The sequence below is a fragment of the Paenibacillus sp. PK1-4R genome, assembly GCF_030369595.1.
Lineage (GTDB): Bacteria > Bacillota > Bacilli > Paenibacillales > Paenibacillaceae > Paenibacillus.
Genome location: NZ_CP126535.1, coordinates 1,820,718 through 1,833,643, shown reverse-complemented (window position 1 = coordinate 1,833,643; position 12,926 = coordinate 1,820,718). Strand labels below are relative to the sequence as shown.

Genomic DNA, 12,926 nt, shown 5'->3' with positions numbered 1-12,926 from the left:
ACCCATTTCCTCAATGATCGGGAATGGGTCAGAGCTTGGCATATGATTATTAAATTAGACAATATAAAATAGGATACCTTGACCTTTTGATGCAGCAATTCAAACTCTTTCTTACTTCTGCTTTTATTGTGTACCACTGATAAATTCAGGATTATAGGAAAATCCATGGCTCTCCAGCATGATAAATGACATACGACTTTCAATAACACGTTCTTTATTTAACACGAGTATAGAAATCATCTTTTACGATAGCATACATCTTCAAATCCTGAAGTTCATTTTTCACCCGCATGTACTTCCGTAAAATACCCTCAAATTGCATGCCTGACTTCTCCATAACCTTGGCGGAACCTGTGTTTTTCACCAAACATCTGGCCTGAATTCGCTCGAGCCCCACTTCATCAAATCCAAATTGGATGATTCGTTTCACTACCTCGGTCATGTAGCCTTGATTCCAAAATTGATCAGATAACACATATCCCAGCTCAACTCTCCTGTTATCGCTATCACACCCTAGATAGTTACAACTACCGATCAGCCTCTTGGTGTGTTTATCTTCAATCCCCCATGGGCCTATTAGATCCGTCTCATAGCGACTCATGACAAAATTTAAAAAAGCTTTTGTATCTTCTATGCTCTGATGCGCGTCCCAAGTGGTGAACTCCGATACAGCAGGTACAACGCAATAACTATACATATCATCCAGATCATCATAGGTAAGAGGCCGGAGTAACGTCCGTTCGGTTTCCAACACCGGAAATGGTTCGAAGAAACTTTCAATCGTTTTCATAGATTTATCCTCCCTCAGATTGTTAGGAAAAAGAAACACACAGCAGTTCGGTCACTATTGCCTAACTCATCTTTTCTAAAATTAAGGCCACAATCTGAGTGTCTTCCACTGCCCATCTTGCTTTACATATTGGACTCGTACATGCTTGCGCTCCGAATCTCCCTGCCAAAATTCTACCTCTTGTGCATTCACGGCATATAAACGCCAATGAGGTGTAACAACACTGGGGTCACGTCTTATCTTTTCCTTCTGAGCTTCGATGGAACGATCAAGTACTTCCTCGCTATCCAAAACCTCACTCTGATGTCCTGTCATGGCAACTGCTCTCGCTCCAGCTGAACGTTTGCGGAAATCATCAGCGCCCGCTTCATCTCCACAATCTTCGGCAATTCCCCTTATCCGAATCTGTCTTCCAAGGGAAGGCCAGTAGAAGGTGAGAGCCACATGAGGGTTCTCCTTCAACTGCTGACCTTTTCGGCTCTCCGAACTGGAGGCAAAATAAAACGTTTCGTCAATTACGTTTTTCAAAATCAACACCCGCGCATCAGGATAACCATCTTGATCCACGGTCGAGATCGTCATGGCATGAGGTTCTTTCACTTCGTTCTCAACCGCCACTCTCAACCAATCCAAAAATAGCTTACCTGGCCGCTCCGGCAACTGCCCCATATCCCATGTTGGAAATGGTCCGGATAAAGACTTCAAATGTTGTAACAGTGAAATGGATTGATCACTCATGTCATCGCCTCCGTCTTCTATTTTCTAATCAAGGTGACTTATCCGCTCATGATCTAGCATCTATATAAATTGAACTAAAGAATATTTACACTGCACACTCCGATGACAGAACAACCTTCCGATCGCTGTTATCCCCAGATTTTTTTGATTCCTTTTATAAAGGGGAAATCCGGGGATAAAGGCGAACGCTCCGCTTCTTCAGGTCCTTTCTGTCCTCTCCGTTTTGTGTAAATGTTCAGTTCAATTTATATAGTAAACAACTAATCAAGATGAATTAACACATTTGCGTTGCTAAGTTTCCAACCATGCCTTCCCTTTTCAACGGTATGTACACTGGTGTTGTCCATGGGATAAAAGCTGGATTTATTACTCCACTCCCTATTTCCAAGCAGATAATACAGAATATTAATCACTCCGCCGTGAGTAATTAACAGAACATTAGACTTGACTGCTTGTTCCTCCATATCTCTAAGAAGACTCTCGAAAGATGTGCTTATCCGGTTATAAAAATCCCTTGGACTTTCTCCTCCCGGAAAAGGTGAATCCATCTCAAGGGTGTTGAAATAAACTCCCGGGTAATGTTCTTCTGCATCCTTATGGAGCATGCCTGCCATATCTCCGTTATTCATCTCCCGCCAATCTTTCATTAAGCTAGCCTGCATATGTAATTTCTTCTCAATTTCCCGTGTTGTCTGCACTGCACGAGGAAGATCACTGCTAATGATCGTATGTATGTTGTACTCCTCAGCATGATGATGTAAATACTCTCCCAGTCTTCTGGATTGATTGATTCCCTGTTCCGTAAGTCCACGATCGCTCCATCCGCCTCGATACCCTTCCTCATCCATCCCATGCCTTACCAGATAAATTTTCAAGATCTCTCCTCCTTTTCATGAACAATATCCTTTACACTGTATGACTAGCCCGGTATATATAAAATAAACCCGACCTCAGATAGCTTCTATCCAAGATCGGGTATTTCCTGCTTACCATTTATCTTACAAATGTGTTATGAACTCGCTCGGATTTGATAAAATAAGGAATCCAGATGGCACAACTAATAACAGATTTCACAATCTCCTGTATTCCACTTCCATCTTCCAATTCTCGCATCATAGGAATCTGTAGCACGAGTATATAATCAACCATATAGAGCACTAAACTCACACTGTAATAGATGATCATTAACCGGGGCAAGATTGCTTTTTTTCTATAAAAAGTCACAACTATATATATCGTGAACAATAAAAAGACCACATTATATATAGCTTCAAAAATAATTAATGGCCCCCACAGAACGTGATAGTATTCGGAGTCCTTGGAAACAAATAAGTCCCACATTTCGGGTGTTAAAGCTGGTAACGTGTTTTGCATCAACTGTACTGCGAGCAGGATAATGGTAAGAAATAATCCAATCTGGATGAGAATCAGCCAACCACCCAATCCCGATACACCTAGTGGACGGTAGTCTGTTTTTTGCTCATGAATATGTGGTTCCACCTTGTAACACTTCCTTATGTAGTTTTGTTTTTCTGAGATGAGTCTTCCTCGTAATATTGCCAATTGAATCTACGGGTGCTTCACTCCGTTACTTCACGTGCGCTGTATGTATTTTCACACTCTTCTTATAGCGACCTCTCCGCCCTCCTCCTATATAGAATTTTACACAACTTCCTTATTGTACTACGCGTGTCAAGGACGCAACATCCATTTCAAAACATCGTACTCATACACTGTGAAAGCAAACAAGGCCTTCGCTATACTTCCGCCATGTTCAGCAAAGTACACGTACGTCATAATCCTATACAGATACAGGTGGTGACTCTGCATTGGACTACAAAGGAGGATATGGATATGCCCAATCCTAAAGTAAAACTTCTGCCTTTTGCCGATATTTCAAATTATGTCGAGGGCTTCGATATCGTTTCCACCCAGTGGGGCGGTGATGGCCTTGTCTATGTGTTGTTGATGAATCAGATCCCGGAAAGAGAGCGAGGTATGTTCGTCCAAAGTAAATTGAAGCAAAGCTATACGTACAAAGTGCTTATTGTGACAGATCAAACTATCGAGGAAGTTGTCATCTGGGGGCAGACGTTTAATTATCATTACGTACAACCATTACATGATCATCTGCTGCTCGTCGGAGCACGATGTGCGAATTACGGAAATGAAAAGTTTGATCTGAATGCCAAAGTGTGTGATCTGGACGGAAATACATTTCGCGAGTTTCTGTTGGGAGACGGTATCCAAAGTGTACAGGTCACAGAGAAGGGAACGATCTGGACCAGTTACTTCGATGAAGGGGTATTTGGTAACTACGGATGGAGCGATCCAATTGGATCAAACGGTCTGTTGGCCTGGGATGAGCACGGTAATAAAGTGTACGAAAACCGCGCAGCTGACATTGCAGATTGTTACGCACTCAATGTGGTGAATGAGAAGCAGGTCTGGTTCTACTTCTATACCGATTTTGAACTCGGTTGTATCTCAGGGGGAACCAGTGAACCCGACGTTACATTCATGAATCCAAACATCTCCGGTTCCTCGGGCTTCAGTACGGATGGTTATCATTTCTTGTTTGATGCGGGGTACGGTAAACATGGGACGTTTGTGCTAAAAAAAATGGAGAAACCCGGTAGATTGAGCAAGGGGCAGAAGATTGATTTCCTAAATGAAGATGATCAGCCCTTCAAGCAGGCACGGCAAGATTTTCGCCAACATCGTCTGCTACTTAGTGAAGGTAACTTGTTGTATCGGGTAACGATGGAGGAGATTACATCCGCTTCTGGTTTGGATTAAATGACAGGATTGAAGAGGGTTATTTCTTAAAAGACAATCCCTCTTTTTCCAATGCGTTCCGCAGTTTAGGCATGGCAGATGGCCCGATTCCATGCAGCATCAGGATTTCTTTCTCCGTGTACTCCGTAAGTTGCATTAGTGTTGTAATCCCTTCATTCTCCAAGGCACGTCTGGCGGGAGCTGACAACAAGGCTAGAAATCCCTCTGTCGGTTTACGTTCAGCTTCGCACGTTGGACAGGTTGGGCAGTCACTTTTTTTATAATACGAATGTCCTTGTTCGCATGTTCTGAGTGTTCCTTTATCGTTTGTCATTTGGGTGTCTCCCCCTAATTTAAGTATTCAACCAGATCTTAATATCTGAAATCATATTTTCGTATTGTTTTAAAGCCTCTAAAGTCCAAATGACTTGTGATGTTCCTACTAACTGTTCCTCTACGTCCGTACATTCAATCCACAGTGACCGTTTAAGACTGTACTCGAGCCAGTCCAACTTTCCAGCAAAACCATTATCCAGAACCACTTCCCAATTCGCTGTTAGACTACCCACTCTCTTCTCATATCCAGCTATGAAAGCCAAGAACCTCTCCTTGTTTATACTTCCAGCGCTATCTACTGACCAATACACAGCTGTTTCTACCAGATCATGCATCGGATTAATATAACCTGCCGATTCCCAATCTATAATAATAGGTATGCCCTGTCTCCACATCACATTCTTAGGCTCCAGATCTCTGTGACTAATCACTTTATTGAATGCTAGCATTGAAGATGAATTCTTAGCCTTCATGCTCCACTCATACAGCTTATTGATATTAGAATCCAAAATCTCAATCCATTCCGAATTCTCATTTTTTCCTTTGTTCAGATAAAACATCCAATCTATTTTTTTAGAATTAGTCGCCTGTGGACTATCCAATTCTAGTTGTCTAAAATCCGTTTTATGGATATCTGCAAGGATCGTTCCCATCAGAGAACTGTTATTGATAGTAACTTCATCTTGTTTCAAACATTGACCCTCAATCCAATCAAATATTAGATAGAATTGATTATCAATGTTATGTATAGAAGCACCCTTTAACCTTTTTGCAGGTTGAGCATGGATATGTTCAGCTGCCACGTCTGCTATTTTTTCTGAATTAATATAATTTTGCACAGCAGCAGGTCGTATCATGATCTGGGGATTCAATGCCTTAACTGCATAATTAGCTTGCGTCGTTTCAATGGCGTACATTCGATGAAGAAGTCCACCTGAAATCGGTTTGGGCGAACTGATCAATTCACCAAGCTGTAATTCATTACACAGTTTCTCAAAATTTAAATTATATTGAGTATCGTTCATATGTTATCCCCTCTCATTTTGGCTATTTGTCTGGAGCAAAGCTTACATTCCGTACTCGGCAAAAACGGCTGCATATTTCTTTTCTAATATCGTCCAGCGCTTTTCGGCTCCGTATTTGGCGTGCAGTTGCTGTAAATAATGCTTGGCTTCTTCCGTATCGCCGGCTTTTAGCAGGAAACGGAAGGTTACTTCGCTTAAATGTAGCGCTGTCTTATCCATATAATAATGGACTATATCTCTGGCCCCTGTTAGCGAGTGTAAGAATGACATACCCTCTTCCAAATGTGACACCAGTTCTTTCGATAAAGCGTCTGGATCGATATCAGGCGTTAAGGTATAGTGGGCCGGAGCGGAAGGGGCTATTTCTCTGATTCGGCAGGTAAAATGAGATGTGAACTCCAATATGTCTCCATTCAATCCAACGGAATGCAACTCCGCAAGTTCGGTGGAATGAACACCACAATTAACATAAAACTGGACTTGTCTACTGGTGTTATACTTTGCTCTTTGAATGTTGAACTTATATGCGAGGTTTCCATCCGCTTTGTAGAAATTCAGATTTTTCTTCGAATAGCCGTGTTTGGCAAATACGGGTTTGACGTCTGTTTTGATGATCTTCTTAAAAAGTTCCTGCATTGATATCACTCCCAAGGCAAAGTTTATTTAATTCGTTGTTACCCTTTTTTGTTCAGAATCATGCTTGTTCTATTTTATAAAAATAAGGGCCACACATGGATTCGTGCGTATACACGTACGTCCATGTAAACGCTCGGTCGAAGATATAGATATCCTGCTCCGAATCAAAATCCGCTGCAATGACCCGATTCGCGTTTTCGTATAAAAGCACCCAACCACCACTTTCATACATCACATATACTTCATCTTTCGGCTCGGCATCGAAAGCATCTCGTGCTTCATCATGTGTCAGACATTTCTGTTGTTCATAACTGAACATATGCCACTTGTACTGGCTATAATGGATAGACTCTTTGACCACATCATCGATATTATGGGCAAATACGCTGTCCCATTGCTGTACAATCCCTTCGGATTCCTCATACAGTTCGGATACGACAACCCCTTTATCCTGCAATTTCTTCTTGAACATATATTCCTGATGGATACGCTCAATCCCCCAATATGCTCGGTTCAGTTCCATTTCGGGTAACGCATCCAGCAGCTCGTTAATTTTATCTCGAATCATCATTACCTCCGTAAGTTATCTGGAATTATAATACCTGGCCCTTGCCTGACTGTTTAGCTTCTTCTCGTAGCATATGAGCCAGTTTGTACATTTCTGCAATGTCATGCCTGTTCTGTTCCTGGAATCTTCGTATTGCCTTATCAATCTCTACCACTTCCACCGCAACCACCTGCTCGCCATCTTCCGGATTCAGTGGATCACCGACAAGTTCAACATCTCCATATCCGATGATTCGTACAAAATGGGGATGCGGAATATGCGGCCGATACGGTTCCAAAGCACTGGATGTGCAATAGAATTGACCAAAGATCTGATAGGACCGCATTTTTGCCCCAAGCTCCTCCATCAGTTCACGCTTCAGTCCATCCATGTAATGCTCACCTGCTTCAAGCGTACCCCCAGGCAGCTCCCAGGCTCCATTATCCAGTTGGAAGACAACACATTGATCCCCGACAAACGGAATGATGCTAATATTACTCACCAGCTTTTCATCCACGATGTCGTTCAATCTGAACTCCGCCTCAATAATTCCCCAATGAATTGACGTACTCAGCGCCGGAAATAGTTCCGCACTCAAGCTACTCATCCGCACCCGATCCTCTCTATCTAATTCCACTATTCTTCCAATTATAGTCGAAAACACAGAAAGAAGGCCACCTTCCCACCGGGGAATACGTGACCCTCTTCTTACGCTCTCTGCCCTTAAGCCTTGAATCAGTGTTCTCTCCAGACTCTCAGACCATTCTCCTTCTAATGCTGCACCAGTTTCCCATTTTCCAAAAAAAGAACCCGGCTACAGAGCGGCAAAATCCGCTCATCATGCGTAACCATCACTGCACTCTTGCCCTGCTCTTTCACGAGCCGTGCAATCATGCCGACAATATCCAGCCCACGTTCCGCATCCAGACTGGCTGTTGGTTCATCCGCGAGCAGAACAGCCGGATCGTTCATCAATGCCCGTGCAATGGCGACCCGCTGACGTTCCCCGCCAGACAGCTTCTCTGCATATGCCTTCCTCCGATGGGTCAACCCCACCGTATCCAGCAGCTCATCCACTCGCTTCTCCGCCTTATTTTTATCCGTTCCGGCGAGCTTTGCGACCACCATCAGTTGTTCTTCTACTTTCAGATACGGAATGAGGTTGGCACTTTGAAATATAAAACCAAGCTGCTGAAGCCGTACATCGGATATATCTTGTTTGCTTTTGCCCATAATAGAGGCTCCGTCCAGCAAAACCTGTCCTTCCGTCGGTTCAAGAAGTGCGCCTGCAATGGACAAGAATGTACTTTTGCCCGAGCCGGAAGGCCCCATCACAGCCACAAGTTCCCCTTCAGCAACCTCAAGGTGCAACTTGTCCAGAATCGTCCGTTTACTGCCACCATCTTCAAAGGTCTGTGTAATTCCCTGCAATACCAATCGGTTTCTCATGCTGCTGTCCTCCCAATCGCATCAAGTGCATCAATTTTGGTAACCTTCCACACCGAGAACAATGAACCCGCCATAGACATGAGTATGAATAATACACAGGTCAGTGCGAGGGTGGATAAACCTAATTGAAACGGCATCGATGCTGGCAAGATGGACTCAAACAGTCGAACCAATAGTACGCTAATCACCAGACTGCCAACCGACAGAACCAACACTTGTAACGAAACACTACCCGCCAGATAACCATTCCGCGTTCCGATGGCTTTTAATATGCCGAACTGACTCGTCTTCTGAATCGTGATGACATAGAAGAATACCGCAAGCACAAACGCCGAGATGACATATAGAAAAGCGATCATCATGAGCAATGATCCCTGCTCTTCCTTATATCCAGGAATGGCCGATACGGCATCAGACTTCGTAATGACTTCCGTATTAGGCATTGCAGCACTCAGGCGGTCTACCTTATCGCCCCCATCCTTAATCGCAATAGCATTGTATATCGGAGCATTGGCATTGGTGTCTGCTGAACCTTGCGAAGTTCGTGAACTTCCCTGAAGTGCAAGCCACTCCTGTTCATTCAGGAACACCACAGGGGAGTGACTGAAGGACTCATTTTGAACAAATCCACCAACAGTCCACTCCGTTCCCGAAGCTTGATCGACCAAGACGGTGCCAATTGTGACACCAGATTCAGACAACTTTTGGTCCACCACAACCTGCCCTTTCGTCTGATCTGTAATCGGAGATCCTTCGGTAACGGTTGGAGCAAGCCAACCTTCCGGGTTGACCATGAACAACGTGACATCGATCTTCTTCGTGTCGCCCGTTGGACTAACAGTTGTCATTTTCACACCCAGTGGCTCAGCATTCTCTTGCCCCACTACGGAGCGAGCTTGATTAAGCTGATCCTGATCCACTTGTGACCGGGTAAACCGATGATTCGAATCCTGTTCCAGCACAAAGTGGGTTGCTGCCATATTTTTGACCGAAGCTGCGTTATCATAAGCCAGCCCCTGTGCAAGACCTGTAACAAACAGTACCAGAAATGAAACCAGTACCATGATTGTAGCAATTAAGGCATACCGACCTTTGGCATACCTCATTTCCCGAATAGCCAAGTACATGTTCTGTGACCTCCCTCTTGATAACCCAAGTATAGGAGGCGAAAATGAACGGCAAATGAATAACAGATTACATCTGCGGAAGGGTCACGGTGAAGACCGTACCCTCAGGCGAACTGGAAACCTCGATTGTACCGTCATGAATTCGGATAATTTTCTGCACAATGGCAAGTCCAAGCCCGGTTCGTCCGGAAGAACGTTCCCGCGCACGGTCCACCCGATAGAATCGATCGAACAGGAAAGGTAGATGCTCCGCAGCAATCCCGTCTCCAGTATCCCGGATCTGAATCACACACTGGTTATCCGTCTGCTCGGCATGAATCTCAATGCTTCTTCCCTGCGGCAGATGATTCACTGCATTTCCCAGCAGATTCATCCACACTTGCATGAGCAGCACTTCATTGCCGACCAGCTGAATAGATTCGGGCACCGATATCCGAAGCAGCAGTACTTTTTCTTCAAGTTGCCATTGTAACACCTGAACCGCTTGCCGGAATTGATCTCGCAAAGAGAACTTTACTTTCGACAGATCTTCGTTGCCTTGTTCTAGGGAGGACAGGAGTAGCAGTTGTTTGCTGAGCAAAGAGAGATGACGGCTCTCCTCCTCAATGATCGATGCATAGTGCTCTCTTTCCTGTTCAGGCAGATCCCGATCCGCAACTAATTGGGCAAAACCCTGAATCGAGGTCAGCGGTGATTGAATCTCATGGGATACGTTGGATACAAACTGCTGCCGCGCCTGATCGACCCTCTCCAATTCACGACTCATTGTCATGAAATGTTGAGCCAGCTGTCCAATCTCATCCCGCCTTGCGGTAGGCAATTTCAGATTATATTTTCCTTGCGCAATCCGCTTGGTCGCCTCGGACAGACGTTCAATCGGATGAACCAGATAGCGTGTACTGATCAGAAAGATCAGGATACTAATACCTATCGTAAATGCTCCAATCAGCGCAAAAAAGATTCGCAGCTCACCGAATTGCAGAATTACATCCGGACGCATAAAGAGAGCGTAATTGGTATTGCCCAACAGTAGTTGAACACCCACGGTATTGCTTAATTGATTATCGAAGAAACCGGTAATGAACGGTTTGCTTGGAAACTGGGCGACGCCATGGTATACCTCACCATTCAGCACCAATTCTACAGCTTGCTTGTCCAGATCTTTTTCACGGAATTCGCGGCCGTAGAATTGGTCGTTGGCTTTTCCATCCGTTACATAAATTTCGTACCCAAGTGCGGCGGCATTGTTCAGATACTGCTCCATTGTGTCCGGTTGCTGCTCCACAAATTGTTTCATTTGCGTCGCAATGCCCACCAGCTTCTCATCATTAAAATCCTTGAGCTTTGCATGATAGTAGATATTCGACAAAAGAAAACCGAGCATGCCGCTGACCATAATCACCGCAATCGTAATGAGGAATACCCGGACGTACAAGGTCCTCAAGGTGCTTTCACCTCCATCTTGTAACCAATGCCCCGCACAGTCTGAATGACAAAATCGTCCGTATAATCGGCAAAACGATCACGCAGCCGCTTGATATGCACATCAACGGTACGGTCATCTCCTTCGTAGTCTGCTCCCCAAACGAGCCGAATGAGCTCATCCCGTGAGAACAACCGCCCTGGAAACTGCGCAAGCTGTGAGAGTAATTCAAATTCTTTCATTGGCAAAAAGAGAATGGATTGCCCGTCCGTAACCTCCACATTGTTGCGGTCAATAACGATTCGGTTCATGCGGATGATATCGCTGGATGTGCGATGATACCGACGAAACAACGCCTTTACCCGATAGACCAGTTCTTCAGGTTCAAACGGCTTGGTCACATATTCATCCGTTCCTTTCAGATAACCGTCTCGCTTGTCAGATAGCTGATCTCGTGCCGTCAGCAACATAATGGGAATGTCGTAATGCTGCCGAATGTAATCACATAACTCCAGTCCGTCCATGCCTGGCATCATCACATCTAAGATTGCCAGATCGATCGGTGTTTCTTGCATCAGTTTGACCGCTTCCAGTCCGTCCTGCGCTTCATGAACCCGATACCCTTCCTTGGTCATGACATGCCGCAGGAGTGCTCGAATATTGGCATCATCGTCTGCCAGCAGCAGATGTTTCATAAGGTTGTCCGCCCTTCTATGTAACGAGTACATCTCACTTTGATCCTGCACAGATGGTAGCATAAAAGCAACTTCATTCGCCAGCACACAATCCCGAAAACACCGCGGCCATGTTTACATTTCCATGAATCTGGTTGACACTATTATGAGGCGCAACTATAATAAAATCATAACATATGAACAAACGCTCATATATTCATTTGTAGGTGATCAAACATTGCCAAGAATCATCTATATTCCACACTAGAAATCATATTACATAACGGAGCAAGGCTCCAAAGGAGAGGATTTAAATGTCCGGACATCATCACGATCAGAACCATGGGCACGATCATGGACACAACCACGCTCACACCACCAATAACAAGAAAGTCCTGTTGTTTTCCTTCATTATTATTACCATCTATATGATCGTCGAAGCCATTGGTGGATTCATCACCAACAGCCTAGCGCTCATCTCGGATGCAGGTCATATGTTGTCCGATTCCATTGCGCTCGGGATCGCTTTGCTGGCGTTCACGTTTGGTGAAAAAGCAGTGAATACTGGCAAAACGTACGGCTACAGAAGATTCGAGATTTTGGCTGCCACGTTAAATGGAATCACGTTAATTGCCATCGCGCTTTACATTTTCTACGAAGCCATTGGTCGTTTTATCCACCCTCCAGAAGTCGCAACCGTAGGCATGTTAATCATCAGCGTCATTGGACTGCTCGTAAACATTCTTGTTGCCTGGATCATGATGCGTGGTAGCGATACGGAGAATAACCTGAATATGCGCGGTGCTTATCTCCATGTTATCAGCGACATGCTGGGATCGATCGGGGCCATTGCTGCGGCACTGCTCATGATGTTCTTTGGCTGGGGTTGGGCCGATCCACTGGCGAGTGTGATTGTCGCGGCACTGGTATTGCGTAGTGGGTTCTATGTCACCAAATCATCCCTGCATATCTTGATGGAAGGAACTCCGGCCAATGTGGATGTGAATGAACTGGTGCAAACCATCAAACAAGTCGATGGCGTCAAAGGTGTACACGATGTGCATGTCTGGTCCATTACCAGTAACCTGAATGCGCTGACCGCTCATATCGTGGTGGATGGAACGATGGATGTTTATGCATCCGAGATCCTGGTTCAGAAGATTGAACATATGCTGGAGCATAAAGAAATCAAACATGTGACGCTCCAAGTGGAGTCCGAAAAACATCTGCACGATACCTCAGTACTATGTACCGTCAAAGGAGACGCACCCGATGCTCACGCACATCATCACCATTGAGAAGGGTAACAAATATTAGTTGCTTCTAAATGAAAACAGGGCAGATTCTCCGGTGAAGGGAACGCCCTGTTTTTATTTTCCTAAGTTCAGCTTCTTGGTATGAGT

General features: G+C 44.7%; 15 protein-coding genes. 2 read left to right on the top strand and 13 right to left on the bottom strand.

Translation table 11 applies throughout. The annotated features are described in order from the left end of the window. Positions 1-214: 214 nt before the first annotated feature. The 4 genes from QNO02_RS07890 to QNO02_RS07875 all read right to left on the bottom strand — a co-directional run bounded on the left by QNO02_RS07890 (position 215) and on the right by QNO02_RS07875 (position 3,028). On the bottom strand, positions 215-790 hold the full coding sequence (locus tag QNO02_RS07890) for a GNAT family N-acetyltransferase (protein WP_091033186.1): 576 nt from the start codon (positions 788-790) through the stop codon (positions 215-217). Between the two features lie 81 nt (positions 791-871). After that, on the bottom strand, positions 872-1,528 hold the full coding sequence (locus tag QNO02_RS07885; protein ID WP_091033189.1) for a pyridoxine/pyridoxamine 5'-phosphate oxidase: 657 nt from the start codon (positions 1,526-1,528) through the stop codon (positions 872-874). 260 nt (positions 1,529-1,788) lie between these two features. Beyond that, the gene (locus QNO02_RS07880) at positions 1,789-2,403 is read right to left on the bottom strand and encodes a histidine phosphatase family protein (RefSeq protein ID WP_091033191.1); all 615 of its coding nucleotides are present in this window, start codon (positions 2,401-2,403) and stop codon (positions 1,789-1,791) included. Between the two features lie 118 nt (positions 2,404-2,521). Then, on the bottom strand, positions 2,522-3,028 hold the full coding sequence (locus QNO02_RS07875) for a DUF2569 domain-containing protein (RefSeq protein ID WP_165980128.1): 507 nt from the start codon (positions 3,026-3,028) through the stop codon (positions 2,522-2,524). A gap of 354 nt (positions 3,029-3,382) precedes the next feature. Between QNO02_RS07875 and QNO02_RS07870 the strand changes: the two genes are divergently transcribed. After that, on the top strand, positions 3,383-4,327 hold the full coding sequence (locus QNO02_RS07870) for a hypothetical protein (RefSeq protein WP_091033199.1): 945 nt from the start codon (positions 3,383-3,385) through the stop codon (positions 4,325-4,327). 19 nt (positions 4,328-4,346) lie between these two features. Here the strand turns inward: QNO02_RS07870 and QNO02_RS07865 are convergent, their stop codons facing one another. The 9 genes from QNO02_RS07865 to QNO02_RS07825 form a co-directional block, all read right to left on the bottom strand. After that, positions 4,347-4,640 (bottom strand): RNA polymerase alpha subunit C-terminal domain-containing protein, encoded by a 294-nt coding sequence (locus tag QNO02_RS07865; RefSeq protein ID WP_091033202.1) that lies wholly within the window; start codon positions 4,638-4,640, stop codon positions 4,347-4,349. Positions 4,641-4,659: 19 nt separating this feature from the next. Next, complete coding sequence (locus QNO02_RS07860; RefSeq protein ID WP_091033205.1) at positions 4,660-5,667, bottom strand: phosphotransferase; 1,008 nt, start codon at positions 5,665-5,667, stop codon at positions 4,660-4,662. Positions 5,668-5,709: 42 nt separating this feature from the next. After that, on the bottom strand, positions 5,710-6,303 hold the full coding sequence (locus QNO02_RS07855) for a DUF4304 domain-containing protein (protein WP_036610462.1): 594 nt from the start codon (positions 6,301-6,303) through the stop codon (positions 5,710-5,712). 58 nt (positions 6,304-6,361) lie between these two features. Further along, the gene (locus QNO02_RS07850) at positions 6,362-6,874 is read right to left on the bottom strand and encodes a DUF4275 family protein (protein ID WP_243391489.1); all 513 of its coding nucleotides are present in this window, start codon (positions 6,872-6,874) and stop codon (positions 6,362-6,364) included. 22 nt (positions 6,875-6,896) lie between these two features. Next, positions 6,897-7,457 (bottom strand): NUDIX hydrolase, encoded by a 561-nt coding sequence (locus QNO02_RS07845; RefSeq protein ID WP_091033209.1) that lies wholly within the window; start codon positions 7,455-7,457, stop codon positions 6,897-6,899. Positions 7,458-7,621: 164 nt separating this feature from the next. Beyond that, on the bottom strand, positions 7,622-8,299 hold the full coding sequence (locus QNO02_RS07840) for an ABC transporter ATP-binding protein (RefSeq protein ID WP_249911380.1): 678 nt from the start codon (positions 8,297-8,299) through the stop codon (positions 7,622-7,624). Next, a complete protein-coding gene (locus QNO02_RS07835) occupies positions 8,296-9,426 on the bottom strand; it encodes an ABC transporter permease (RefSeq protein ID WP_289391669.1) in 1,131 nt (376 codons plus the stop codon). Before QNO02_RS07835 ends, QNO02_RS07840 begins: the two co-directional genes overlap by 4 nt. A gap of 67 nt (positions 9,427-9,493) precedes the next feature. Then, entirely contained in the window at positions 9,494-10,870 is a 1,377-nt protein-coding gene (locus QNO02_RS07830; RefSeq protein ID WP_289391668.1) for a sensor histidine kinase, read from the bottom strand. Continuing rightward, a complete protein-coding gene (locus QNO02_RS07825) occupies positions 10,867-11,544 on the bottom strand; it encodes a response regulator transcription factor (protein ID WP_289391667.1) in 678 nt (225 codons plus the stop codon). Before QNO02_RS07825 ends, QNO02_RS07830 begins: the two co-directional genes overlap by 4 nt. A 293-nt stretch (positions 11,545-11,837) precedes the next feature. On the opposite strand from QNO02_RS07825, the gene QNO02_RS07820 reads away from it, so the two are divergent. Beyond that, on the top strand, positions 11,838-12,821 hold the full coding sequence (locus tag QNO02_RS07820) for a cation diffusion facilitator family transporter (RefSeq protein ID WP_289391665.1): 984 nt from the start codon (positions 11,838-11,840) through the stop codon (positions 12,819-12,821). The last annotated feature ends 105 nt before the right edge of the window (positions 12,822-12,926 follow it).